Below are 26113 nucleotides of genomic sequence, written 5' to 3' on the forward strand. Positions count from 1 at the left end.
CATTTCTCCGCATCGCCCGATTTTGGTGCTGTACTGCCCTGAGCATTCCGGGAAAGCGCCCAAGCCCCTGCATGGCATAAGTCTTGCGCGCTTTCGAATACGCTTAGGCTCGCAGGAGGCACGCCGTGTCGATTCATGTCGCATTGCATCACGTCACGCATTACCGCTACGACCGCGCTGTCGAACTCGGCCCGCAGATCGTTCGCCTGCGCCCGGCTGCCCACAGCCGCACGCGGATACTCTCGTATGCGCTGAATGTCTCGCCCGAGCAGCACTTCATCAACTGGCAGCAGGACCCCCAGGGCAACTACCTCGCGCGTCTGGTCTTCCCCGAGAAAACCGACGAGCTGCGCATCGAGGTCGATCTGCTGGCCGAGATGGCGGTGTTCAACCCGTTCGACTTCTTCCTCGAACCCTACGCCGAGAAAATCCCCTTCGCCTACGCCGCCGATGAGCGCAAGGAACTGGCGCCGTACCTCGAAACCCTGCCGCTGACGCCGGCCTTCAAAGTCTATCTGGACGCCATCGATCGCACGCCGCTGCCGGCGGTTGATTTTCTGGTGATGCTCAACCAACGCCTCAGCGAAGATATCCGCTACCTGATCCGTATGGAGCCGGGCGTGCAGACCCCGGAGCACACCCTCGAACACGCCTCTGGTTCCTGCCGCGATTCGGCGTGGCTGCTGGTGCAGTTGCTGCGCAATCTCGGCTTGGCCGCGCGGTTTGTTTCCGGTTATCTGATTCAACTGACCGCCGATGTGAAAAGCCTCGACGGCCCGTCCGGCACCGAAGTCGATTTCACCGACCTGCACGCCTGGTGCGAGGTGTATTTGCCCGGCGCTGGCTGGATCGGTCTGGATGCCACCTCCGGATTGTTCGCCGGTGAAGGGCATATCCCGTTGGCCTGCAGTCCCGATCCTTCCTCGGCAGCGCCGATCAGTGGCTTGGTCGAACCGTGCGAATGCCAGTTCAGCCACGAGATGTCAGTGGAGCGTATCTGGGAAGCACCACGGGTGACCAAGCCCTACACCGACGAGCAGTGGCTGGCGATTCAAGCGCTGGGTCGGCAGATCGATGCCGATCTGCTGGAAGGTGATGTGCGCCTGACCATGGGCGGCGAACCGACCTTCGTGTCCATCGACGACCCCGACGGCGCCGAGTGGAACACTGCAGCGCTGGGCCCGGACAAGCGCCGGCTCTCCGCCGAACTGTTCCAGCGCATGCGCAAACACTACGCGCCCAAAGGCCTGGTGCATTTCGGTCAGGGCAAGTGGTACCCGGGCGAGCAATTGCCGCGCTGGTCGCTCAACTGTTATTGGCGCCGTGATGGCGTACCGATCTGGCACAACAACGCGCTGATCGCCGACGAGCAGCAGGATTACGGCGCCGACGGCGTGCTGGCTGGGCGCTTTCTGGCGAGTGTCGCCGAACGTCTGAAATTGCCTGCGCGCTTTGTGTTCCCGGCCTACGAAGACAATTTCTATTACCTCTGGCGCGAAGGCGCGCTGCCGAGCAACGTCAGCGCCGAAGACTCACGGCTGGAGGAGCCGCTGGAGCGCGCGCGTCTGCGCAAGGTCTTCAGTCAGGGGCTGGATAAAGTGATCGGTCAGGTTCTGCCGCTGGCGCGCACCGCCAAGGGTGATCAATGGCAGAGCGGGCGCTGGTATCTGCGCGACGAGCATTGCCGACTGGTGCCGGGGGATTCGCCGCTGGGTTATCGCCTGCCGCTCGGCTCGCAGCCGTGGGTGAAGGCCGCCGAGTATCCGTTCATTCTTCCCAACGACCCGAATCAGGACTTCCCGCCGCTGCCGGACACGACGCCGCTCAACAGTCATGGCCAGCCTGCGTCTGCCGACGAGCGCCCGCCAAAAATTGACGAATCCGCCGACTGGCTGACCCGCACCGCATTCTGTGCCGAGGCGCGCGAAGGGCGGTTGTACCTGTTCATGCCGCCGCTTGAGCGGGTCGAGGATTATCTGGAACTGGTGGCGGCCATCGAAGCCACCGCCGAAGAGCTGCATTGCCCGGTGCTGCTGGAAGGTTATGAGCCACCGAGTGATCCGCGCCTGAGCAACTTTCGCCTCACCCCGGATCCGGGTGTTATCGAGGTTAACGTGCAGCCGTCCGCGACTTGGGACGAACTGGTCGAGCGCACCGAGTTTCTCTATGAAGAGGCGCGGCAAACCCGCCTGACCACGGAAAAATTCATGATCGACGGGCGCCACACCGGCACCGGCGGCGGCAACCATTTTGTCCTCGGTGGCGCGACGCCGGCGGACTCGCCGTTCCTGCGCCGCCCGGATCTGCTGCGCAGCCTGATCAGCTACTGGCACAACCATCCGTCATTGTCCTACCTGTTTTCCGGCTTGTTCATCGGCCCGACCTCGCAGGCACCACGGGTCGACGAGGCACGCAACGACGCTTTGTACGAACTGGAAATCGCCTTCGCGCAGATGCCACAAGTGGGCGAAGAATGCCCGCCGTGGTTGGTGGATCGGTTGTTGCGCAATTTGCTGATCGACGTCACTGGCAACACTCACCGTGCCGAGTTCTGCATCGACAAACTGTATTCTCCGGACGGTGCGACCGGGCGCCTCGGTCTGCTCGAGTTGCGCGCTTTTGAAATGCCACCGCATGCGCGCATGAGTCTGGCCCAGCAGTTGTTGCTGCGCGCACTGGTCGCGCGGTTCTGGCGCGAGCCGTATGCGCCGCCGAAACTGGCGCGCTGGGGTACCGAACTGCACGACCGCTTCATGCTGCCGCACTTCATCGAGCAGGATTTCGCCGACGTCATCGTCGAACTCAACAGTGCTGGTTATCCGTTGCGCGCCGAATGGTTCGCCGCGCATCTGGAGTTCCGTTTTCCCAAGGTCGGTGATTACGCGGTCAATGGCATCGAACTGCAATTGCGGCAGGCGCTGGAGCCTTGGCATGTGTTGGGCGAGGAGGGCACGGCGGGCGGCACGGTGCGCTATGTCGATTCGTCGCTGGAGCGTTTGCAGATCAAACTCAACGGGCTGCCGCCGCAGCGTTACCTGCTGACCTGCAACGGTGTTCCGGTGCCGCTGCAACCGACCGGGCGCATCGGCGAGTTCGTCGCCGGCGTGCGTTTTCGGGCCTGGCAACCGGCCAACTGCCTGCAACCGACCATCCCGGTGCATGCGCCGCTGGTGTTCGATCTGCTCGATACCTGGATGCAGCGTTCGCTGGGCGGTTGCCAATACCACGTTGCACACCCGGGCGGGCGCAATTACGAGACCTTGCCGGTCAATGCCAACGAGGCAGAGAGCCGGCGCATGGCGCGCTTCTTCCGCATCGGACACACGCCGGGGAAACTTCCGATACCGAACCTGACAATCTCCGACGAGCTGCCGATGACGCTCGATTTGCGACGTTTCTAAGTCCTGCACGACATGCGGATTTTTCGTATATCCGCGCGTCATGTGCCTGCGTTAGTCTGACCGTTCCCTGCTGTCTGCCGAGCTTTCCATGCCTGACCTGCTAGACCGCTACCCGCGCACTGCGGGCACTTATCACGAACTGCTGGATGACAGCGGGGAAGTGCGCGCGCATTGGCGGCGGCTGTTCGATCAGTTACAGCGCAGCAGCCCTGCGCAACTGGTGCAGCGTCAGGCGTTGCTGGCCCGACAGATCCAGGAAAACGGCGTCACCTATAACGTTTATGCCGACCCCAAGGGCGCTGACCGGCCGTGGGAACTGGATCTGTTGCCGCACGTGATCGCCGCTGATGAGTGGCAGCAGTTGTCCGCCGGGATCGCCCAGCGTGCGCGCCTGCTCAACGCGGTGCTGGCCGATCTTTATGGTCCGCAGCGGCTGATCAGCGAAGGGTTGCTGCCGGCGGAACTGGTCTTCGGTCATAACAATTTTCTCTGGCCTTGTCAGGGCATTGCGCCGCCTGAAAAGGCCTTTCTGCATCTGTACGCCGTGGACCTGGCGCGCACGCCGGACGGACGCTGGTGGGTGACTGCAGATCGCACCCAGGCGCCGTCGGGGGCCGGTTACGCGCTGGAAAACCGCACCATCGTCTCCCGCGCCTTTCCCGAGTTGTACCGCGACCTGAAGGTGCAGCACCTGGCCGGATTCTTCCGCACCCTGCAGGAAACCCTCGCACGTCAGGCGCCCTGTGACGACGACGCGCCGCTGGTGGTGCTGCTGACGCCCGGGCGTTTCAACGAAAGCTATTTCGAACATCTTTATCTGGCGCGCCAGCTCGGTTATCCACTGGTGGAGGGCGGCGACCTGACGGTGCGCGACGCCACGGTGTATCTGAAGACCCTCAGCGGCCTGCGCCGGGTGCATGCAATCATGCGTCGGCTCGACGATGACTTCTGCGATCCGCTGGAGCTGCGCACCGACTCGGCACTCGGTGTACCCGGGTTGCTGGAGGCGGTACGTCAGGGCCGGGTGCTGGTGGCCAATGCCTTGGGCAGCGGCGTGCTGGAATCACCGGGATTGCTCGGGTTTCTGCCGAAGATCAATCAGTATCTGTTCGGCGAAGAGCTGATTCTGCCGTCCATCGCCACCTGGTGGTGCGGTGAGGCGCCGGTGCTGGCACAGGCGCTGGAAAAACTCCCGGAGCTGCTGATCAAACCGGCGTTCCCCTCACAAAGTTTTGCGCCAGTGTTGGGCCGGGATCTGAGTGAACAACAGCGCCAGGCGCTCGCCGAACGCATGCAGGCCCGGCCCTATGCCTACGTGGCGCAAGAGCTGGCGCAGCTGTCCCAGGCGCCGATCTGGCAAGCCGAGGACGGCCAGTTGCAACCGCGGGCCATCGGCATGCGCATGTACGCGGTGGCCAGTCGCGACGGCTATCGCGTGCTGCCCGGTGGCTTGACCCGAGTCGCCGCCGAGGCCGATGCCGAAGTGGTGTCGATGCAGCGCGGCGGAGCGAGCAAGGACACCTGGGTGCTGGGCGAGCGCCCGCCGAGCGGCGAACAATGGAAAACCCAGCGCAACGTCGGCGTGCATGACCTTGTCCGGCGCGACCCGTACCTGCCGTCGCGGGTGGTCGAAAATCTGTTCTGGTTCGGTCGTTACTGCGAGCGTTGTGATGACAGTGCGCGATTGCTGCGGATCATGCTTGCGCGCTATGTCGACGGCGACGACCCGCAAGCCTTGCAGGCGGCGCTCGAACTGGGCGAGCGCCTGATGTTGCTGCCGGAGGAGGGCGAGCTGCCGGAGCGCTTGCTGGCAGCGCTGCTTGGCGAAGACTGGTCGTTCAGCCTGCGTTCCAACCTGCAACGCTTGCAGTGGGCCGCCTCACAGGTGCGCGGCAAGCTCTCGCGGGAGAACTGGCAGGCCTTGGTGGAGTTGCAGCGCGAAGCCATGGAGCTGGACACCGACGCGCCGGACTTCGGCGAGTTGCTGGATTTTCTCAACCGCCTGGTGATGTCGCTGGCGGCGCTGTCCGGGTTTGCCCTGGACGACATGACCCGCGACGAAGGCTGGCGCTTCCTGATGATCGGTCGGCGCATCGAGCGCCTGCAGTTTCTCAGCAGCAGCCTCGCCGCATTCCTGCGCGGTAGCGCCGCGTTCGATCAGGCCGGGCTGGAGTGGTTGCTGGAGCTGGGCAACAGCAGCATCACTTACCGTTCCCGCTATCTGGCGGTGGCGCAGTTGATCCCGGTGCTCGACTTGTTGCTGCTCGACGAACAGAACCCGCATGCGGTGTTGTTCCAGTTGAAACTGGTGACCCGCACGCTGAAGCGCTTGAACGATGATTTCGGCGTGCCCCGCGAGGCCGGATTGCCGCAACTGGTCGAGCGCCTGGCGCGTTTTGATCTGGGTTGTCTGGAAAACGCGCTGTTCGGCGAATCCAGCGTGCGCGCCGCACTAGATGGCCTGGCGGACTTGCTGCACGACATCGCCGAGGCCAGCGGGCAAGTCTCGGATCGTCTGGCCCTGCGCCACTTTGCCCATGTCGATGATGTCAGCCAGCGTACGGTGTCCGTCTGATGAATGCGCATTACCAGATCTTCCACGACACCTGTTATCACTACGACAGCCCGGTGTCGCTGGCGCAGCAATTGGCGCACCTGTGGCCGCGTGAGTGCACATGGCAACGCTGCACCGAGCAGCAATTGCTGATCAGCCCGGACCCGACAGCGCGCCGCGATGAGCTGGATGTGTTTGGTAATCCGTTGACCCGGCTGGCCTTTGAGCGCCCGCACGATGAATTGCAGGTCAATGCGCAGCTCACCGTTGAAGTGCTGGCGCGACCGGCGCTGGATTTCAATCAGTCGCCCGCCTGGGAGCTGACGCGTGATGCGCTGACCTACAGCAGTCAGCCGTTGTCCGCTGAGCTGCTCGAAGCCTGTCGTTATCGGTTTCAGTCACCTTATGTGCATCTGAAGCGCAGCTTTGTCGAGTTCTCCGAAAGCTGCTTCTCGCCCGGTCGGCCCTTGATGCTCGGCGTGCAAGCCTTGATGCAGAAGATTTTCAGCGAGTTCACCTTCGATGCCGAGGCCACTCAGGTGGCGACGCCGCTGGTGGAGGTGCTGGAGCGCCGGCGCGGCGTGTGTCAGGACTTCGCCCATCTGATGCTCGCCTGCGTGCGTTCGCGGGGGCTGGCGGCGCGTTACATCAGCGGTTATCTGCTGACCCAGCCGCCGCCGGGGCAGCCACGGCTGATCGGTGCCGATGCGTCGCATGCCTGGGTGTCGGTGTTCTGTCCGGTGTTGGGCTGGGTGGATTTCGATCCGACCAACAATGTGCAGCCGGCGCTGGAGCACATCACGCTGGCGTGGGGCCGGGACTTTTCTGATGTGTCGCCGTTGCGGGGGGTGATTCTGGGCGGCGGCAGTCACGACCCGGAAGTGCGGGTCACCGTAATGCCACTGGATTAACAAAGCTTAAACAGTAGGAGTGAGCCTGCTCGCGATAGCGGTGTGTCAGCAGCAAATATTTCAACTGACACACCGCTATCGCGAGCAGGCTCACTCCTACAGGGGAATTTTTGGGGGGGCGAAAAGGGGGGCTGTGAGGGCCGGCAGTGCAACCGCCAGCCCCGTCACAAATCCGCAGGGTCTGATTCGATCATCAAACCCGGTGGGGCTCAGGCGTCGGGCGCCTGATCTTTCGGTGCATCAACATCAACAGCATCGTCGTCAGTCGCCACTTCACCGTCAGGGTTCAGTGCCGCTTCTTCAGCCATTTGTTTCTTGCGCTGAAGCTTTTCCTCTTTCTTCTGCTCCTTTGCCAGGTCTCGTTGACGTTTGGCGAAGGAGTAATTGGGTTTGGCCATGGGCGATCCTCTTGGGTCGAAGGTGAGGTTGAGCGGCGCGTATTCTGCCCTGTATCGGTGCCTGGCGGTTAGCCGGGTTTTTGGTCTACCCACTTGGGGGTGACGGTCGGCTTCCACTGATCGAGAGCATCGAGCAGGGTTTGTGGCGATTCGCTCACTTGCAGCATGTCACGGTGTGGCGCGCGAACGAAGCCTTCGCCGACGATATGGTCGAGAAAAGCCGTGAGTTTGCTGTAAAAACCGTTCACTTCCAGCAGGCCCAGCGGCTTGCCGTGGTAGCCGAGCTGGCCCCAGGTCCAGACTTCGAACAGCTCTTCCAGCGTGCCGAGGCCACCGGGCAACGCGACGAACGCATCGCTGAGTTCGGCCATGCGTGCCTTGCGCGCGTGCATGCCGTCGACCACTTCGAGGCGGGTCAGGCTTTTGTGGCCGATTTCCTTGTCCATCAGACTTTGCGGAATGATCCCGATCACTTCACCGCCAGCGGCCAGTGCGGCGTCGGCGACAAGCCCCATCAACCCCACGGCGCCACCGCCATAGACCAGGGTCAAGTGGCGCTCGGCCAGTGCGCGGCCAAGGGCTTTGGCGGCCTCGGTGTAAGCCGGATCAGTGCCGGCGTTGGCACCGCAAAATACACAAACGGATTTGAGAGACATGCCTTCCTCCTGGGTCAATCCGTCACAGGGTAATGGCTGGCACGCCTTGATCCAAGGGCTAAACTTCGCGCTCTGGCGATTCAAAGGTGCCGCTGGCGCCACAGGCGTAGGCAGCGAGCAAACTGCACAACAGACCGTTAAAGAACATGACAGGCACTCCGTCTCAGTAGATGCGCCGATCATAGGGCCGGCCGTTGAGTCTGGCCGGTAGATTGTTTCGATGAGTGTCATAGCCTGAAAGTTGTATACAATTTTTGACTCAAGTCATAGGAACTTGCGAAGATTTCAGGCAGTCTTTCCACCATTCGTGTTTTTGTTAACCCTGCCTTGGAGATTCACCATGTTTTCCAAAGTTGTTGCGGTATCCCTGCTGGCGCTGGCCAGCAGCCAATTGATGGCTGCCGAGTGCAAAACCACCGTTGACTCCACCGACCAGATGTCCTTCAACACCAAGGAGATCGTGATCGACAAGAGCTGCAAGACCTTCACCGTCGAGCTGACCCACTCCGGCAGCCTGCCGAAGAACGTCATGGGCCATAACCTGGTCGTCAGCAAAACCGCTGACATGCAGCCGATCGCCACTGACGGCCTGGCCGCAGGCATCGACAAGAACTACCTGAAAGACGGCGACGAGCGCGTTATTGCTCACACCAAGATCATCGGTGCCGGCGAGAAAGACACACTGACCATCGACGTATCGAAGCTGGCCGCTGGCACTGATTACGGCTTCTTCTGCTCGTTCCCGGGCCACATCTCGATGATGAAAGGCACCATTGCTGTCAAGTAAGCAGGTTTACCGCGTCATCGTTCTTCGCGAGCAGGCTCGCTCCCACAGGTTCTGTGTCTGACACCTGAAACCCTGTGGGAGCGAGCCTGCTCGCGAAGGGGCCATCAGCATCGACAGATGACCTGGCCAAAGAAAAGCCCGCAGAGGATCACTCCTCAGCGGGCTTTTTCATTCCATCAGCGATCAAGGCGCGAACGGCATGACACGCTTGTGATGGGTCTTGTTGTAGGTCGCGACGATGATGTCGAACGCTTCCTGGCGCACCGGCTCGCCGTGCAGGAACGCGTCGATCTCGGCGTAGGTCACGCCGTGGGACGCTTCGTCCGGCTTGCCCGGCGACAGGTCTTCCAGATCCGCCGTCGGAATTTTCTCGACCAACGACTCTGGTGCACCAAAGCTGCGCGCAATCGCCCGGACCTGGTTTTTCACCAGACCGCTGAGCGGCGCCAGATCACAAGCGCCGTCACCGAACTTGGTGAAGAAACCCATCACCGCTTCCGCCGCATGGTCGGTGCCGATCACCAGACCGTGCGCCGCGCCAGCGATGGTGTACTGGGCGACCATGCGCATCCGCGCCTTGGTGTTGCCCAATACGAAATCCACCGACACCGCATGCTTGCCTTCGAACGCCGCGACTTCACTGGCCAGCGACTTCACCGCCGGGCCGATGTTGACGGTGTGGCGCTCATCCGGGGCGATGAAGTCCACCGAAGCTTGTGCGTCGTGCTCATCGAACTGGGTTTCGTACGGCAGGCGCACGGCAATGAACTTGTAGCTGTGGTCACCGGTGCGCTCGCGCAGTTCGCGCATGGCGCGCTGGGCCAAGAGGCCTGCGGTCAGCGAGTCAACACCGCCACTGATGCCCAGCACCAGGGTCTTGAGGCCGGAATTGACCAGGCAGTCCTGGATGAAGGTGATGCGCCGGGCAATTTCCGCTTCGAGGGCCTGGTGGCCGGCGAATGGCGGTTGGACCTTGAGCTGTTCAGCAATCTCACGCTGTACGGCTTGCATGAATTCACTCCTTGCTAGATAGACTGGAAACGGCAGGAACCTGGAAAACGTGTCGCAAATAGGCGACAAAGTTGGGGTCTTTACAGTGAGTCTTGCCGGGCTCGTCGGAGATCTTCGCCACCGGCTGGCCGTTGCAGGCAGTCATTTTAAGCACGATGCTCATCGGTTCGACACCCGGAATGTCACAGGTCAGGTTGGTGCCGATGCCAAAGCTGACGTTGATCCGACCGTGCAGCGCGCGGAAGATCTCCAGCGACTTGGGCAGGCTCAGGCTGTCGGAGAACACCAACGTCTTGCTCATCGGGTCGATGCCGAGCTTGTGGTAGTGGGCGATGCATTTTTCGCCCCACTGCACCGGATCCCCGGAATCGTGACGCAGGCCATCGAAGAGCTTGGCGAAGAACAGGTCGAAGTCGCCGAGGAAGGCGTCGGTGGTGATGCAGTCCGTGAGGGCGATGCCCAGCAGCCCCCGGTATTCACGCACCCAGCAGTCGAGGGCGGCGATCTGGCTGTCGATCAGCCGAGGGCCGAGTTGCTGATGAGCCATGATCCATTCATGGGCCATGGTGCCCAGCGGTTTCATGTCCAGCTCGCGGGACAGGTGCACGTTGCTGGTGCCGACGAAGCGCCCGGGGAAATCGTGCTTGAGCACGTTCACCACTTCTTCCTGCACACGGTACGAAAAGCGTCGGCGGGTACCGAAATCGGCGACCTGCAACTGCGCCAGTTCATCGGTCGAGGCGTTGGCGCTGAGCCAGTCGAACTTGCGATACAGCTGCTCACGCGCCTGTACCAGCTGGATTTCCCGGTAGCGATAGCGGTTGCGCACTTCGCTGACGATCGCCAGCAGCGGCACTTCGTACAAAATCACATGCAGCCACGGGCCACGTAGACGGATGAACAGTTCGCCGTTCTCGATCCCGGTGTGCAGATAGCGCAGGTTGAAGCGGAACAATCCGAGAAAACGCAGGAAATCCGGTTTGAGGAAGCTGATGCGCTCCAGGAAACTCAACTGGTCGGCGCTCAGGCTCAGTTCGGCCAGACGCTCGACCTGATAACGGATCTCGGCCAGGTATGGGCGCAGATCTTCGCTGTTACGGCAACGAAACTCCCATTCGACTTCGACGTTGGGGTAGTTGTGCAGCACCGCCTGCATCATCGTCAGTTTGTAGAAGTCGGTGTCGAGCAGGTTCTGCACGATGCGATCGGCAAACACACTCTCGCTCATAAACGGGGTCTCCAGGTGCACCGCGCATGGCGCGGTATCAAACAATGGTGCTAGTGGCGCATATCAGCGGTGGGGATTGCCAGCAATATTTGGCAGGTGAAGATCATTTGTGGTGAGGGGATTTATCCCCGATGGGTTGCGCAGCGACCCCAAAAATTCAAGAGTGACGACTGCTGCGCAGTCGATCGGGGATAAATCCCCTCACCACAAGTTTGTGTTTCGGTCTGTTAAGCAGCAGGGCTGTCGATCTGTTCCAGCATCCACTTCACAAAATCCCGCACCTTTGGCACCTCCGCCGCATGTTCCGGGTAGGCCAGGTAATAGGCGTCGGAACTGGGCATTGCATGCGGCCAGGGAATGACCAGTTTGCCGTCGGCCAATTCCTCCTCCACGAGAAACCGTGGTAACAGCGCCACGCCGCAGCCGACCTGAGCGGCACGGATGCACATATAAAAGGTTTCGAAGCGCGGCCCGTGGTAGCTGTGTTCGGTGTGGTAACCCTGACTGTCGAACCAGTCGTGCCACGCCTGCGGGCGCGAGGCGTTTTGCAGCAGTACCAGGTCGGTCAGTTGCGTCGGGTCGGTGAAGGGCGTGTCCGGCAGACTGCCCGGTGCACAGACCGGCACCAGCTCTTCGCCGAACAGCTTCAGGCACTCGGTGCCGGGGCGTGAACTCTGGCCGAAATAGAACGCCAGATCGCTGCGCCCTTGCAGCAAATCATCGGCCTCCTGCTCGTTGCACAGATCCAGATGGATCGACGGATGGCGCAGGCGCCAGCCTTTCAGGCGCGGTACCAGCCAGCGGGCGCCGAAGGTCGAGGGCGTAGAGACGCGCAGGACTTCGGTCTCGCCGCCGTAGGAACGCAGGTAATGCGTCGACATTTCCACCTGGGTGAGGATTTTTCGGACTTCCACCAGGTACAAATCCCCGGCCGGGGTCATCTGCAAGCGACGACGAACACGACGGAACAACAAGTGCTGGAGCAATTCCTCAAGCTGCGCCACTTGCTTGCTGACAGCGCTCTGGGTCAGGTTCAGTTCCTCGGCGGCCCGGGTAAAACTCAGGTGCCGGGTCACGGCCTCGAAGCACTGCAACGCGGTGATCGACGGCAGGTGGCGTTTATTCAGCATGGGTGATCCCTTTTTCTTGTCTTTCTATGCGCAGCATGAATAAACGGAATGATATCTCGCGTAAAGGTCGTTTGTTGCCTCGCCGGTCTGACGCTACAACTAAAGGCCTGCCCGGTCGTGAACATTCGACCGCACACATTCAGTTTTTCGCTTGAGGAGTGACCCATGGTTGCCGCATTGCTTGATCGTCTTGGTGTGAACCCGGCCCTGTACCAGAACGGCAAAGTGCCGGTGCATTCGCCCATCGATGGCAGCCGCATCGCCGCCGTGAACTGGGAAGGCCCGGCCGAAGTCGAGCAGCACATCAGTCGCGCAGATCATGCGTTCGAACAATGGCGCAAGGTGCCGGCCCCGCGTCGCGGCGAGCTGGTGCGTCAGTTCGGCGAAGTGCTACGCGAATACAAGGCCGACCTCGGCGAGCTGGTGTCGTGGGAAGCGGGCAAGATCACCCAGGAAGGTCTGGGTGAAGTGCAGGAGATGATCGACATCTGCGACTTCGCCGTCGGCCTGTCCCGTCAACTTTACGGTTTGACCATCGCCTCCGAGCGCCCGGGCCACCACATGCGTGAAACCTGGCATCCGCTGGGCGTGGTTGGCGTGATCAGTGCGTTCAACTTCCCGGTCGCGGTGTGGGCGTGGAACACCACGCTGGCGCTGGTCTGCGGCAACCCGGTGGTGTGGAAACCGTCGGAGAAGACTCCGCTGACCGCACTGGCTTGCCAAGCGCTGTTTGATCGCGTGGTGAAGAATTTCACCGATGCTCCAGCAAACCTGTGCCAGGTGATCATTGGTGGTCGCGATGCCGGCGAAGCGCTGGTGGATGACCCGCGTGTGGCGCTGATCAGCGCCACCGGCAGCACCCGCATGGGCCGCGAAGTGGCGCCGAAAGTCGCCGCACGTTTTGCCCGCAGCATTCTGGAACTGGGCGGCAACAACGCGATGATCCTCGGCCCGAGCGCCGATCTGGACATGGCTGTACGCGCCATTCTGTTCAGTGCGGTCGGCACTGCCGGTCAACGTTGCACCACGCTGCGTCGTCTGATCGCCCATGAATCGGTGAAAGAAGAGATCGTCACCCGCCTCAAAGCCGCGTACGCGAAAGTGCGCATCGGCCATCCGCTGGAAGGCAATCTGGTCGGTCCGCTGATCGACAAACACAGCTTCGAAAACATGCAGGATGCGCTGGAGCAGGCGTTGAGCGAGGGCGGTCGGGTGTTCGGCGGCAAGCGTCAGCTTGAAGCGCAATTTCCCAACGCCTACTACGTATCGCCGGCGATTGTTGAAATGCCGGAGCAGAGCGATGTGGTCTGCAGCGAAACCTTCGCGCCGATCCTCTACGTGGTCGGTTACAGCGACTTCCAGGAAGCGCTGCGCCTGAACAACGCTGTACCGCAAGGCCTGTCGTCATGCATCTTCACCACTGATGTGCGCGAGGCCGAGCAGTTCATGTCGGCGGTCGGCAGCGACTGCGGCATCGCTAACGTCAACATCGGCCCGAGCGGCGCGGAAATCGGCGGCGCGTTTGGTGGCGAGAAGGAGACCGGCGGTGGCCGCGAGTCGGGCTCCGACGCCTGGCGCGCGTACATGCGCCGCCAGACCAATACCGTGAACTACTCGCTGGAGTTGCCGCTGGCGCAGGGCATCACCTTCGACTGACAGGTGGAGATCGATCGTTCCCACGCTCTGCGTGGGAATGCCTCACCGGACGCTCCGCGTTCGCTTCTGGGACGCAGAGCGTCCCTGACTGCGTTCCCACGCAGAGCGTGGGAACGATCATTTTGCAGTGTTTGGCAGGTTTCTGTTGGAGTCTGGCAATGCCGTTACGCGAAGAATGTCTGTGGGAAAAACTCACGCCGCAAAGGCCGGATAACACCGCGCTCAAGGGTGAAGTCAAAGTCGATGTCTGCGTGATCGGCGCCGGGTTTACCGGCTTGTCGGCGGCGCTGCATCTGTTGGAAAAGGGCAAGAGCGTCTGCGTGCTGGAAGCGCATCGTGCCGGGCACGGTGGGTCCGGGCGCAATGTCGGGCTGGTCAACGCCGGCATGTGGATCCCGCCGGACGAGATCGAGGCCGGGTTTGGCGAGGCCGTTGGCAGCCAGCTCAACCGCATGCTCGGAGCGGCGCCGGCGCTGGTGTTCAGCCTGGTGGAGAAGTACAACATCGATTGCCAGTTGCGCCGCGAAGGCACCCTGCACATGGCGCACAATGCCAAGGGCGAGGCCGATCTGCGCAGTCGCGAGCAACAATGGAAGCGCCGTGGCGCACCGGTCGAACTGCTGACCGGCAAGGCCTGCCAACAAGCCACCGGCACGCAGAAGATCGCTGCGGCATTGCTCGACCGCCGCGCCGGCACCCTCAACCCGATGGCCTATGTCACCGGGCTGGCCAATGCGGTGAAAGGCCTGGGCGGGCAGATGTTCGATCACTCGCCGGTGACCCGACTCGAACGCCAGGGCCAGCAATGGTCGGTGCAAACCGAACAGGGCTCAGTGCTTGCCGAACAAGTGGTGATTGCCTCCAACGCCTACACCGAGGGCGACTGGACCGAACTCAAGCGCAACTTCTTCCCCGGTTATTACTATCAGGTCGCCTCGGTTCCGCTGACCGAAGACGCTGCCCAGGAAATCCTCCCGGGCGGGCAGGGCTCGTGGGATACGCGGCAGGTGCTGAGCAGCATTCGCCGCGACAAGGACGGCCGTTTGTTGCTCGGCAGTCTGGGCAACGGCAATCAGAAACCCACCTGGTTTCTCAAGACCTGGGCCGACCGGGTGCAGCAGCACTACTTCCCCAACCTGAAACCGGTGGAGTGGGAATGCACCTGGACCGGGCGCATCGCCTTTACTCCCGATCACCTGATGCGCCTGTTCGAGCCGGCGCCTGGCCTGGTGGCTGTCACCGGTTACAACGGTCGCGGCGTGACCACCGGCACCGTGGTCGGCAAGGCCTTCGCCGATTACCTGTGTCACGGCAATCCTCAAGCCCTGCCGATCCCCTTCGCACCGATGCAGCCCTTGGCCGGCGTCGGTTTGCGCAGCTGCCTTTATGAGGCGGGTTTCTCGCTGTATCACGCGGGCCAGTGCCTGCGCATCGTCATCTGAGTGTTGAATTATGTTGCCGGAAGCGGCGCTTTTCGATGCAGCGACTAGCCTGTAATGGTGCGGGTTGTAGCAGTCCCGCACCAGCAGTGTGCAGTTCGGTGACGCGAGCTGTTACAGGCTGGTTGCACGTCGTTTGGTGCCGCGGTTGCAATGATGGCGCAAGCGGGTTGCGCCTCAGATTTAAAAAGGTTTCACCTTCCGCGGTTTAGACGGTTGCACGCCCAATGAAAATGGGAACGAAACAGTCGAAATAACAAGAAAGCAGCGACTTTTTGAAGAATAAAAAACCGATGGCACGGCGCTTGCTCAGAGCATTCAGTGAAGTGAAGTCGCAGTGCCAACTAAAAAAAACCTTGGAGCACCACCTCATGTCCCAGACGTTTTACAAGAAAGGCTTTCTGGCCCTCGCAGTTGCTACTGCGCTGGGTGTTTCTGCGTTTGCTCAAGCTGATGTGAAAATCGGTGTAGCGGGTCCAATGACTGGCGCCAACGCGGCATTTGGCGAGCAGTACATGAAGGGTGCACAGGCAGCGGCGGACGCGGTCAATGCGGCAGGCGGCGTCAACGGCGAGAAAATCGTACTGGTCAAGGGCGATGACGCCTGCGAACCGAAACAGGCTGTAACGGTCGCCAAGGACCTGGTCAACCAGAAGGTTGCCGGTGTGGTCGGTCACTTCTGCTCCTCCTCCACCATCCCCGCCTCGGAAATCTACGACGAAGCCGGCGTCATCGCGATCACTCCGGGTTCCACCAACCCGCAAGTGACCGAGCGCGGCCTGAGCGCCATGTTCCGTATGTGCGGGCGTGACGACCAGCAAGGCATCGTGGCCGGCGACTACATCGTCGATGTGCTCAAGGGCAAGAAAGTCGCCGTGCTGCACGACAAGGACACCTACGGTCAGGGCCTGGCCGATGCGACCAAGGCTCAGCTGGAAAAACGTGGCGTGAAGCCGGTGCTGTATGAAGGCCTGACCCGTGGCGAGAAAGACTTCAGTGCCGTGGTCACCAAGATCCGTGCGGCCGGTGCCGACGTGGTCTACTTCGGCGGCCTGCACCCGGAAGCCGGGCCGCTGGTCAAGCAACTGCGCACCGAAGGCCTGAAAGACGTCAAGTTCATGTCTGACGACGGTATCGTCACCGACGAACTGGTGACCACCGCCGGTGGCCCGCAATACGTTGACGGCGTGCTGATGACCTTTGGCGCCGACCCTCGTCTGCTGCCAGAAAGTAAAACCGTTGTGGATGCTTTCCGCAAAGCCGGTACCGAGCCTGAAGGCTACACCCTTTATGCCTACGCATCGGTCCAGACCCTGGCGGCCGCCTTCAACGGCGCCAAGTCCAACAGTGGCGAGAAAGCCGCCGAGTGGCTGAAAGCCAATCCGGTGAAAACCGTGATGGGCGAGAAGGCCTGGGACAAGAAGGGCGACCTGAAAGTCTCCGACTACGTGGTTTACCAGTGGGACGCGACAGGCAAATATCACCAGCTGGAAAAACAGAAGTAAGGGCTGACGCGATCAGTTGATCCCCCACCGATCCAATGTGGGAGCGAGCCTGCTCGCGAAGACGGAATGACTGCCAACACATGTGTTGAATGATCGACCGCTTTCGCGAGCAGGCTCGCTCCCACAGGGACGGTGTGGGATGGGCTGATCGTGGCTGACATTGCTCCGACGTAAATCTGTATTTTTCCTAGAAGAACCGCCCGCCCACCGGAGGGCAGGTTCTCATTGCGTGAGATTGCGTTATGGATGGTATTTTCCTGCAGCAACTGGTCAACGGCCTGACCCTCGGGTCGGTCTATGGCCTGATCGCCATCGGCTACACAATGGTCTACGGCATCATCGGCATGATCAACTTCGCCCACGGCGAGGTTTACATGATTTCCGCGTACCTCGCGGCAATCAGTCTGGCTCTGCTGGCTTACTTCGGTATTGAATCCTTCCCGCTGTTGATGCTCGGCACGCTGGTCTTCACCATCGTCGTCACCGGCGTTTATGGCTGGGTGATCGAACGCGTCGCCTACAAACCTCTGCGCAACTCCACCCGACTGGCACCGCTGATCAGCGCCATCGGTATCTCCCTGATCCTGCAAAACTATGCCCAGATCAGCCAGGGCGCCCGCCAACAGGGTGTTCCAACGCTGCTCACCGGTGCCTGGCGTGTCGACGTCGGCAGCGGTTTCGTTCAGTTGACCTACACCAAGATCTTCATTCTGGTGGCCGCATTTGTCGGCATGGGCCTGCTGACCTACGTGATCAAGTACACCAAGCTCGGCCGTATGTGCCGCGCCACCCAGCAAGACCGCAAGATGGCTTCGATCCTCGGGATCAACACCGACCGGGTGATTTCCTACGTGTTCATCATCGGTGCGGCGATGGCGGCCCTGGCCGGCGTGCTGATCACCATGAACTACGGCACGTTCGACTTCTACGCAGGCTTCGTCATCGGCATCAAGGCGTTCACTGCCGCGGTGCTCGGCGGGATCGGCTCACTGCCCGGCGCGATGCTTGGCGGGATCATTCTCGGGATCTCCGAGTCGCTGTTCTCGGGCCTGGTCAACTCCGACTACAAAGACGTGTTCAGCTTCTCGCTGCTCGTACTTGTTCTGGTCTTCCGGCCTCAGGGTCTGTTGGGCCGTCCTCTTGTGTCGAAGGTGTAAGCGATGTCTTCAACCACTCAAAAAAACATCGATATCAAAAAAAGCCTGGTTGAGGCGATTCTGGCCGGCCTCATTGCGCTGATCGTGTTCGGCCCGATTGTCGGCGTCGTGCTCGACGGCTACAGCTTCAAACTCGAACCGACCCGCGTCGCGTGGATCATCGGCATCGTCATGCTCGGCCGCTTTGCCCTGAGCCTGTTTCTGCAGACGCCCAAGGGCCTGAAGATTCTCGACGGATTCGAGAGCACCGGTTCCGGTGTGCATGTGCTGCCTGCCGATCACAAATCCTCCCTGCGCTGGGTCATCCCGCTGCTGATTGTGCTCGCGGTCATCGTGCCGTTTGTCTCCAACTCCTATTTACTGGGCGTGGTCATCCTCGGGTTGATCTACGTGTTGCTGGGGCTGGGGCTGAACATCGTGGTCGGCCTCGCTGGTCTGCTCGATCTCGGTTACGTGGCGTTCTACGCCATCGGCGCCTACGGTCTGGCGCTGGGTTATCAATACCTCGGGCTGGGCTTCTGGACCGTGCTGCCGCTGGCAGCGATCACTGCGGGTCTGGCTGGTTGCATCCTCGGCTTCCCGGTGCTGCGCCTGCATGGCGACTATCTGGCGATCGTGACCCTGGGCTTCGGTGAAATCATTCGCCTGATCCTTAACAACTGGCTGTCGCTGACCGGCGGCCCGAACGGCATGCCGGCACCGCTGCCAACGTTCTTCGGTCTGGAATTCGGCAAACGGGCTAAGGATGGCGGGGTGCCGTTCCACGAGTTCTTCGGCATCGCCTACAACCCTGACGTGAAGTACTACTTCATCTACGCGGTGTTGTTCCTGGTGGTACTGGCCGTGCTGTACATCAAGCATCGCCTGGTGAAGATGCCGGTAGGCCGGGCCTGGGAAGCCTTGCGTGAAGACGAAATCGCCTGTCGCTCGATGGGCCTGAATCACGTGCTGGTCAAGCTTTCGGCGTTCACCATCGGTGCGTCGACGGCAGGTCTGGCCGGGGTGTTCTTCGCCACCTATCAAGGCTTCGTCAATCCGACCTCGTTCACCTTCTTCGAATCGGCGCTGATCCTCGCCATTGTGGTGCTCGGCGGCATGGGCTCGACCATCGGTGTGGTGATCGCGGCGTTCGTGCTGACGGTGGCCCCGGAACTGCTGCGCGGTTTCGCTGAATACCGCGTGCTGCTGTTCGGCATCCTGATGGTGTTGATGATGATCTGGCGACCACGAGGGCTGATCCGCATCAGCCGTACCGGGGTCACTCCACGCAAAGGTGCCATTCACTACGAGAGGACTGCGCCATGAGTGAAGTCGTACTCTCTGTGGAAAAACTGATGATGCACTTCGGTGGCATCAAGGCCCTGAGCGATGTCAGCCTCAAGGTCAAACGCAATTCGATCTTCGCCCTGATCGGCCCCAACGGAGCGGGCAAGACCACGGTGTTCAACTGCCTGACCGGGTTCTACAAGGCCTCCGGCGGCAAGATCGAACTCAACGTGCGCGGCAAGCAGACCAACGTCATCAAGCTGCTGGGCGAGTCGTTCAAACCGACCGATTTCGTTTCGCCGAAATCCTTCCTCAGTCGCCTGTACTACAAGATGTTCGGTGGTACGCATCTGGTGAACCGTGCTGGCCTGGCCCGGACGTTCCAGAACATTCGCCTGTTCAAGGAAATGTCGGTGCTGGAAAACCTGCTGGTGGCCCAGCACATGTGGGTCAACCGCAACATGCTGGCCGGCATCCTCAATACCAAGGGCTACCGCAAGGCCGAAAGCGACGCGCTGGATTGCGCGTTCTACTGGCTGGAAGTGGTCGATCTGGTGGACTGCGCCAACCGCCTGGCCGGTGAACTGTCCTACGGCCAGCAACGCCGTCTGGAAATCGCCCGGGCCATGTGCACGCGACCGCAGATCATCTGCCTCGACGAACCGGCCGCCGGCCTCAACCCTCAGGAAACCGAAGCGCTGAGCGCGATGATCCGGCTGCTGCGTGACGAGCACGATCTGACCGTGGTGCTGATCGAACACGACATGGGCATGGTAATGAGCATTTCCGACCACATCGTGGTGCTGGACCACGGCGTCGTCATCGCCGAGGGCGGCCCCGACGCTATCCGTCACGATCCGAAAGTGATTGCCGCCTACCTGGGCGCCGATGAAGAGGAACTGGTATGACCCGACCGATCCTCGAACTCAAAGACCTCGACGTGTTCTACGGCCCGATCCAGGCCCTCAAAGGCGTGTCGCTGCAGATCAACGAAGGAGAAACCGTCAGCCTGATCGGCTCCAACGGCGCGGGAAAATCCACGCTGCTGATGTCGATCTTTGGCCAGCCAAGGGCCGCGGGCGGGCAGATCCTCTATCAAGGCGTCGACATTACCCACAAGTCCTCGCACTACATCGCCTCCAACGGCATTGCGCAGTCGCCGGAAGGGCGGCGGGTGTTCCCCGACATGACCGTCGAGGAAAACCTGCTGATGGGCACCATCCCGATTGGCGACAAGTACGCCAAGGAGGACATGCAGCGCATGTTCACGCTGTTCCCACGGCTTGAAGAGCGCCGCACTCAGCGGGCGATGACCATGTCCGGTGGCGAGCAACAAATGCTCGCCATCGCCCGGGCACTGATGAGTCGGCCGAAGTTGCTGCTGCTCGATGAGCCGAGCCTGGGCCTGGCGCCGATCGTGGTGAAGCAGATCTTCGCCACCCTGCGCGAACTGGCGAAAACCGGGATGACGATCTTTCTGGTCGAGCAGAACGCCAACCATGCGCTGAAGCTGTCGGACCGCGCGTATGTGATGGTCAACGGCGAGATTCGCCTGACCGGTACCGGTAAAGAGCTGCTGGTGAACGAGGAGGTGCGTAACGCCTATCTGGGTGGGCACTGATTCTTCTTGAGTTGTCCACAAGCCCCGCGACGAAAGTCCCGGGGCTTTTTACATCTCGAACTCACCGCAAAACCTCCTGTAGGAGTGAGCCTGCTCGCGATAGCAGTGTGTTGGCCACCGCCGATGCTGAATGTATTACCGCTATGGCGAGCAGGCTCACTCTTGCGGTTGATCTGAGCCATTTTTCAGAATTGTGGAAAACAAATTCCCATAGCTGCCAAAGCGCGACATATAGACGCTGCAAATGGCTGTTTTTCCACAGTTTTGACTTGTCCCCGTTTGCTGTGGAGCTGGCTGTGAATAACGTGGGAGTAGCTGGCTGCAGCCCTTTTGAACCGTGGCCTGCAGGGTGGTGAGTGTTTTTTGATCAGGTGTTTTTTCTGGAGCGGATGACGTCGTTGTCAACCTTTTTATGCTGGTCGCAACCCAGGTGATTCGATGTGAGCAAGCCTGTGGATAAGTCTGTGACTAAACTCTGGAAAGACTGCGCTGAGGGCCGTAATTACTGGCCTCGCGCAATCACAGGGGTGACCGGTGGGTCGTGCAAAATGCCATGTCCGGCACAACTGCCGCTTCAGGGTCAAGCAAAAAACTTTCTATTTCCCGCGCAAAGCCTTGTGTGGCGTGGCTTTGCGCGTTTCCACTTGCCCCCGGAAACTGTGGAAGGGACTGTGGATAACGTGCGTGCACATGGCTACAGGCCACGCTGGCCGTGGTGTTGCTGTGGTTGGTCGTTTTTTGTACAGGGGGCGGCTGTAAAATGCTTTCTGAAACTTTTCCACAGCGCGCTTTGAAGCGGGTTGCCGGTCGCCGCGAGGCCGGGCATGCTGGCTGCTGATTTTCTATTTCAATGGCTGCGCTGGCGGCCGACGCAAGGAGAACACGATGTCCAACACCCTGTTTATCACCGGCGCGACTTCCGGTTTTGGTGAAGCCTGTGCCCGTCGTTTCGCCGAGGCTGGCTGGAAACTGGTGTTGACCGGTCGTCGTGCAGAACGTCTGAATGCCCTGTGCGCCGAACTGTCGAAGCAGACCGAAGTGCACGGCCTGGTGCTCGACGTACGTGATCGCAAGGCGATGGAAGAGGCGATCGCCAATCTGCCGCCATCCTTCGCCAGGCTGCGTGGCCTGATCAACAACGCCGGGCTGGCGCTGGGTGTCGATCCAGCACCGAAGTGCGACCTCGACGACTGGGACACCATGGTCGACACCAACGTCAAAGGCCTGATGTACGCCACCCGTTTGCTGCTGCCGCGTCTGATCGCCCATGGCCGTGGCGCGGGTATCGTCAACCTGGGTTCGATCGCTGGCAACTACCCGTATCCGGGCAGCCACGTGTATGGCGCGACCAAGGCGTTCGTTAAGCAGTTCTCGCTGAACCTGCGCTGCGACCTGCAGGGCACTGGCGTGCGCGTCAGCAACATCGAGCCAGGCCTGTGCGAAAGCGAGTTCTCGCTGGTGCGCTTTGCCGGTGACCAGGAGCGTTACAACGCGACCTACGCCGGGGCTGAGCCGATCCAGCCGCAGGACATCGCCGAGACCATCTTCTGGGTGATGAATGCGCCGGCGCATATCAACATCAACAGCCTGGAGTTGATGCCGGTGAGCCAGACCTGGGCGGGGTTTGCGATCGAGCGTAACAAAGCCTGATACCGTGTCATCGTTCTTCGCGAGCAGGCTCGCTCCCACATTGGAATGCATTTCAAAGTGGGAGCGAGCCTGCTCGCGAATAGGTCAAATCGGCCAAAACAGGACGATAGGGTAAACTCCCCTCGCAACAACCCCACCGCACCCTGCGGTTTTCAAGGTTTTCGAGGAGTTAAAGTGAGTAACCGAGGTGAGCAGGCGCTGCTCAAACAATCGACCATCCTGATGTTCGCGGTGTCGATCGCCGGGATCGTCACCGGTTTTGTTTCTGGTTCGCAGTCCATCCTTTTCGATGGTTTTTTCTCGCTGATCGCAACCTTCATCAAAGTCCTGATGCTGATCACTGCCAGGCTGATCGCCAAAGAGAGCAATCATCGCTTCCAGTTCGGCTTCTGGCATCTGGAGCCGATGGTGCTGCTGATCGAAGGCAGTTTCCTGTTGTTGATCGCCATCTATGCGTTTCTCAATGGTGTGTTCGGCATCATCAACGGTGGCCGCGAGATCGAGCTGGGGCTGGTGATCATTTATGCGGCGGTGTTCACCGTCGTTGAATTCGCTTATTTCTTCTACGTGCGCCGACGCAATCGCAAGCTCAAATCCAGCCTGATCCAGTTCGATAACATCAGTTGGCTGGTGGACGCGATGCTCTCGGTCGGCCTGTTGATCAGCTTTCTTGCGGCGCTGCTGCTCAAGGCCCAGGGCTTTGGCGAGTGGGCGAAGTTTGTCGACCCGCTGATCCTGATCGTGCTGGCCCTGACCATGTTGCCGCCGGCGTTCAAGATCCTTGGCCCGGCGCTGCGCGATGTGCTGGGCATTGCCCCGGACACGCTGGATGACCAGGTACGGCAGGTGATGGAGGCGGCGAAGGTCGAGCATGGTTTCGACGATTACGTGACCTACGTGCAGAAGCACGGACGGGCGCGATTCATCGAAATTCATGTGGTGTTGCCGGCCGATTATGCGCTGAGCAGTGTGGGTCAGCTGGATGCGCTGCGTGAGGAGATTTCGGCGCAGTTGGGCGAGCCGGATGCGGCGCGCTGGTTGACCATCAGTTTTACTGGCGACAAGAAGTGGATTGCCTAGAGACCGTGTAATGGTTATTCGCGAGCAGGCTCGCTCCCACATTGGAATTGTGCCGGACACAATATTTGTGAACAGCACAGGTCAACTGTGGGAGCGAGCCTGCTCGCGAAAGCTTTCTGTCAATCAACGCAGATAGTCGGCCAGCCCGCTATAGCACGTCGCCAAGTGATACGGCGTCGTCGAAGGCATGTCCTTGCGGCTGACTTCACCCTGTTCATCCCGGCACTCATGCCAACCGCCCGTATGCAGAAACCGCTGCTGCAGCGCCTGCAACTGGCGCAGCACCGCAGTTTCGCTGTCCGGACGCAACGTCAGGGCGCGCAGGTATTCCGCCTGCGCCCAGATGCGCTGCGTCGAATCCTTCGGTCGTCCATCCAACTGTAGATCAAGCATCGCCCGCACCGCACCTGAAGGCTGTTCAACGCCGAACTGTTCGGTGAAGGCGAATGCCCGGTCCAGCGCCGCGTGCAGTTTCGAGGCGCGCAGCAATGGCGAAGATTCGAGCAGGAAATACCATTCGAACTGATGGCCCGGTTCGTACCAGTTATCCACAGCGCCCAGCGGTTTCTCCATCAGCACGCCATGCTGCGGATCGACGAAGTGCTTGTGCATGGCTGTGCATAACTCGAACAGCGCTTGCTGCGTCGGCGCGTCTTCGCGCACGGCGAGGGTGGCGAGGAACGCTTCGGCCAGGTGCATCAGCGGGTTTTGCAACGGGCCGGTTTGCAGAGTGATCCAGTCGCGGTCCAGGCACGCCTCGTACAAGCCATCGCCGGTGGCGAAGCGCCGGGCGATGACTTCAAGTGCGGCATTGAGCGTAGATTCCACCAACGGCTCGCGGGACTTGGCCCAGTAATGGGCACAGGCGAACAGGATGAAGGCGTGGGTGTAGAGGTCTTTGCGCTGATCCAGCGGCTTGCCTTGTGCATCGATGCTGTAGAACCAGCCACCGTACTCGGCATCGTGGAAGTGCCGTTGCAGCGAGCGGAACAGTGTGGCGGCGCGCACATCGGCGTTATCCACAACCCCGATCAGGCTGGAAAACAGGTACAGCTGCCGTGCGCAGGCCATCGCCCTATAGCGTTGGGGCGGCAGCGGCTGGTGTGCGGCGTCCAGTGCTTCGCAGGGCAGCGCCATGTCGGCGTTCCAGCCCGGGCCTTGCCAGAGCGGCACGATCACGTTCAGAAAGTGCTGTTGCACGTCGCTGAACAGGGCGGTCAATTCGGGCAGGGAGGTGGAGCGGGAAGCATGGGGCATTGGCGGACGTCGTCACGGCTGGGGCGATTGCGCGACATGGTAGCAGAGGAGCGTCTGTTAGAGACGCGGTGTCTGTCAGTCCGCCTGCGCGAGCAAGTCTGCTCCCATAGTGGATTTGCAGCGTACACAAAACCTGTGGGAGCGAGCCTGCTCGCGAAGAGGCCAGTTCAGACGATAGAGATCAACCGGCCAGCAACCACGCGCCAGTCACTGCCGAAGCAGCGCCGGCCACTCGCACCAGTGGCGTAGCAGCCTGCGGCAGAAAACGAACCACCGCGTAACCCGCCGCATGCAGGGCAGCAGTCGCAGCGACGAAACCAGCGGCATACGCCCAAGGGCTGGTCATGTCCGGCAGCTCCAGGCCATGCGCCACTCCGTGGAACAACGCAAACAGCGCCGTCGCGACCACTGCCATCAGCAGCGGCGGACGCACGGCCAGCGCCACCGCCAGCCCCAGCGCCAGCACTGAGGCGGCAATCCCGCTTTCCAGCGCCGGCAGCTCAAGCCCTTCAAAGCCGAGCAGACCGCCGATCAGCATGGTGCCGACGAACGTGCACGGCAGCGCCCAACGTGCGGCGCCTTGCTGCTGCGCCGCCCACAGACCAACCGCGACCATCGCCAGCAAGTGGTCGAGGCCGCCGATCGGGTGGCTGATACCGGCGACCAGACCACTGTCGCCGTGGCCCGGGTGGGCGAAGGCCAGTGCCGGGGTCAGCAGCAGCGCCACGGCGCCGAGAATACGTTTGAGTGTCATGGATAAGCTTCCTTGTTGGTCAATGAATCAGGCAGCGTTCAGCAGGCCCTGGCGTTCGATGAAGGCGATGATCTCTTCCAGGCCCTGGCCGGTCTTCTGATTGCTGAAGACAAACGGCTTGCCGTTGCGCATGCGTTTCGTGTCGCTATCCATCATTTCCAGCGAGGCACCGACCAGCGGCGCCAGGTCGATCTTGTTGATCACCAGCAGGTCCGACTTGCAGATACCGGGCCCACCCTTGCGCGGCAGCTTGTCGCCGGCCGAAACGTCGATCACGTAGATGGTCAGGTCGGACAGCTCGGGGCTGAACGTCGCCGACAGGTTGTCGCCGCCGGACTCCACCAGAATCAGGTCCAGCCCCGGAAAACGCCGGTTCAGTTGATCGACCGCTTCGAGGTTGATCGAGGCGTCCTCGCGGATCGCCGTGTGCGGGCAGCCACCGGTTTCCACACCGATGATCCGCTCCGGGGCCAGTGCTTCGTTGCGCACCAGAAAGTCGGCGTCTTCGCGGGTGTAGATGTCGTTGGTGACGACGGCCAGGTTGTAGCGTTCGCGCAGCGCCAGGCACAGGGCCAGGGTCAATGCGGTCTTGCCGGAACCGACCGGGCCGCCGATGCCGACGCGCAGGGGTTGTGTGTTCATGTGCTTCTCC

The 26113-nt window shown here is 61.0% G+C and carries 21 protein-coding genes; 13 read left to right on the forward strand and 8 right to left on the reverse strand.

Going from position 1 to position 26113, the window contains the following annotated elements; all coding sequences use genetic code 11:
- The first annotated feature begins 125 nt into the window (after positions 1-125).
- The 3 genes from QMK55_RS16275 (at position 126) to QMK55_RS16285 (ending at position 6866) form a co-directional block, all read left to right on the forward strand.
- Positions 126-3401 (forward strand): transglutaminase family protein, encoded by a 3276-nt coding sequence (locus QMK55_RS16275; protein WP_320329555.1) that lies wholly within the window; start codon positions 126-128, stop codon positions 3399-3401.
- Between the two features lie 88 nt (positions 3402-3489).
- A complete protein-coding gene (locus QMK55_RS16280) occupies positions 3490-5976 on the forward strand; it encodes a circularly permuted type 2 ATP-grasp protein (protein WP_320329556.1) in 2487 nt (828 codons plus the stop codon).
- Entirely contained in the window at positions 5976-6866 is an 891-nt protein-coding gene (locus QMK55_RS16285) for a transglutaminase family protein (RefSeq protein WP_320329557.1), read from the forward strand. The genes QMK55_RS16280 and QMK55_RS16285 overlap by 1 nt, the downstream gene beginning before the upstream one ends.
- Positions 6867-7075: 209 nt before the next feature.
- Here the strand turns inward: QMK55_RS16285 and QMK55_RS16290 are convergent, their stop codons facing one another.
- Together QMK55_RS16290 and QMK55_RS16295 are read right to left on the reverse strand one after the other, a co-directional pair.
- The gene (locus tag QMK55_RS16290; protein WP_102354323.1) at positions 7076-7264 is read right to left on the reverse strand and encodes a hypothetical protein; all 189 of its coding nucleotides are present in this window, start codon (positions 7262-7264) and stop codon (positions 7076-7078) included.
- 68 nt (positions 7265-7332) lie between these two features.
- Positions 7333-7920 (reverse strand): TIGR00730 family Rossman fold protein, encoded by a 588-nt coding sequence (locus QMK55_RS16295; RefSeq protein WP_102354324.1) that lies wholly within the window; start codon positions 7918-7920, stop codon positions 7333-7335.
- Positions 7921-8260: 340 nt separating this feature from the next.
- Between QMK55_RS16295 and azu the strand changes: the two genes are divergently transcribed.
- Positions 8261-8707 carry an azurin gene (azu, locus tag QMK55_RS16300; RefSeq protein WP_025111837.1) on the forward strand — a complete coding sequence of 149 codons (447 nt, stop codon included), beginning with the start codon at positions 8261-8263 and terminating at the stop codon, positions 8705-8707.
- A gap of 183 nt (positions 8708-8890) precedes the next feature.
- On the opposite strand, the gene nadE is transcribed toward azu, so the two are convergent.
- The 3 genes from nadE to QMK55_RS16315 form a co-directional block, all read right to left on the reverse strand.
- Entirely contained in the window at positions 8891-9718 is an 828-nt protein-coding gene (gene nadE, locus QMK55_RS16305; RefSeq protein WP_102354325.1) for an ammonia-dependent NAD(+) synthetase, read from the reverse strand.
- A 4-nt stretch (positions 9719-9722) separates the two neighbouring features.
- Positions 9723-10946, reverse strand: a complete 1224-nt coding sequence (gene pncB / locus QMK55_RS16310; protein ID WP_320329558.1) for a nicotinate phosphoribosyltransferase — start codon at positions 10944-10946, stop codon at positions 9723-9725.
- Positions 10947-11173: 227 nt separating this feature from the next.
- Complete coding sequence (locus QMK55_RS16315; protein ID WP_320329559.1) at positions 11174-12076, reverse strand: LysR family transcriptional regulator; 903 nt, start codon at positions 12074-12076, stop codon at positions 11174-11176.
- A 165-nt stretch (positions 12077-12241) separates the two neighbouring features.
- Here QMK55_RS16315 and QMK55_RS16320 point away from each other — a divergent pair, with 165 nt between their 5' ends.
- The 9 genes from QMK55_RS16320 to QMK55_RS16360 all read left to right on the forward strand — a co-directional run bounded on the left by QMK55_RS16320 (position 12242) and on the right by QMK55_RS16360 (position 23450).
- Positions 12242-13732: an aldehyde dehydrogenase family protein gene (locus QMK55_RS16320; protein ID WP_102354328.1), complete on the forward strand. Its 1491-nt coding sequence runs from the start codon at positions 12242-12244 to the stop codon at positions 13730-13732.
- Positions 13733-13890: 158 nt separating this feature from the next.
- Positions 13891-15174, forward strand: coding sequence for an FAD-binding oxidoreductase (locus QMK55_RS16325; protein WP_320329560.1), 1284 nt, complete (start codon positions 13891-13893; stop codon positions 15172-15174).
- Positions 15175-15542: 368 nt separating this feature from the next.
- Positions 15543-16676, forward strand: coding sequence for an ABC transporter substrate-binding protein (locus QMK55_RS16330; protein ID WP_064117213.1), 1134 nt, complete (start codon positions 15543-15545; stop codon positions 16674-16676).
- Between the two features lie 242 nt (positions 16677-16918).
- Entirely contained in the window at positions 16919-17833 is a 915-nt protein-coding gene (locus QMK55_RS16335; RefSeq protein ID WP_102354330.1) for an ABC transporter permease subunit, read from the forward strand.
- 3 nt (positions 17834-17836) lie between these two features.
- The gene (livM, locus tag QMK55_RS16340) at positions 17837-19138 is read left to right on the forward strand and encodes a high-affinity branched-chain amino acid ABC transporter permease LivM (protein ID WP_102354331.1); all 1302 of its coding nucleotides are present in this window, start codon (positions 17837-17839) and stop codon (positions 19136-19138) included.
- Positions 19135-20007: an ABC transporter ATP-binding protein gene (locus QMK55_RS16345; RefSeq protein WP_102354332.1), complete on the forward strand. Its 873-nt coding sequence runs from the start codon at positions 19135-19137 to the stop codon at positions 20005-20007. Before livM ends, QMK55_RS16345 begins: the two co-directional genes overlap by 4 nt.
- Positions 20004-20720, forward strand: coding sequence for an ABC transporter ATP-binding protein (locus QMK55_RS16350; protein WP_025111825.1), 717 nt, complete (start codon positions 20004-20006; stop codon positions 20718-20720). The genes QMK55_RS16345 and QMK55_RS16350 overlap by 4 nt, the downstream gene beginning before the upstream one ends.
- A gap of 885 nt (positions 20721-21605) precedes the next feature.
- Positions 21606-22370 (forward strand): SDR family oxidoreductase, encoded by a 765-nt coding sequence (locus tag QMK55_RS16355; protein ID WP_102354333.1) that lies wholly within the window; start codon positions 21606-21608, stop codon positions 22368-22370.
- A 174-nt stretch (positions 22371-22544) separates the two neighbouring features.
- On the forward strand, positions 22545-23450 hold the full coding sequence (locus QMK55_RS16360) for a cation diffusion facilitator family transporter (RefSeq protein WP_102354334.1): 906 nt from the start codon (positions 22545-22547) through the stop codon (positions 23448-23450).
- Positions 23451-23573: 123 nt separating this feature from the next.
- Here QMK55_RS16360 and QMK55_RS16365 read toward each other — a convergent pair whose 3' ends face one another.
- The 3 genes from QMK55_RS16365 to ureG form a co-directional block, all read right to left on the reverse strand.
- A complete protein-coding gene (locus tag QMK55_RS16365; RefSeq protein ID WP_320329561.1) occupies positions 23574-24707 on the reverse strand; it encodes an AGE family epimerase/isomerase in 1134 nt (377 codons plus the stop codon).
- Positions 24708-24888: 181 nt separating this feature from the next.
- Entirely contained in the window at positions 24889-25461 is a 573-nt protein-coding gene (locus QMK55_RS16370) for a HupE/UreJ family protein (RefSeq protein WP_102354336.1), read from the reverse strand.
- Positions 25462-25488: 27 nt separating this feature from the next.
- The gene (ureG, locus tag QMK55_RS16375) at positions 25489-26103 is read right to left on the reverse strand and encodes an urease accessory protein UreG (RefSeq protein ID WP_102354337.1); all 615 of its coding nucleotides are present in this window, start codon (positions 26101-26103) and stop codon (positions 25489-25491) included.
- Between the last annotated feature and the right edge of the window lie 10 nt (positions 26104-26113).

Source organism: Pseudomonas sp. P8_229 (assembly GCF_034008635.1).
Lineage (GTDB): Bacteria > Pseudomonadota > Gammaproteobacteria > Pseudomonadales > Pseudomonadaceae > Aquipseudomonas.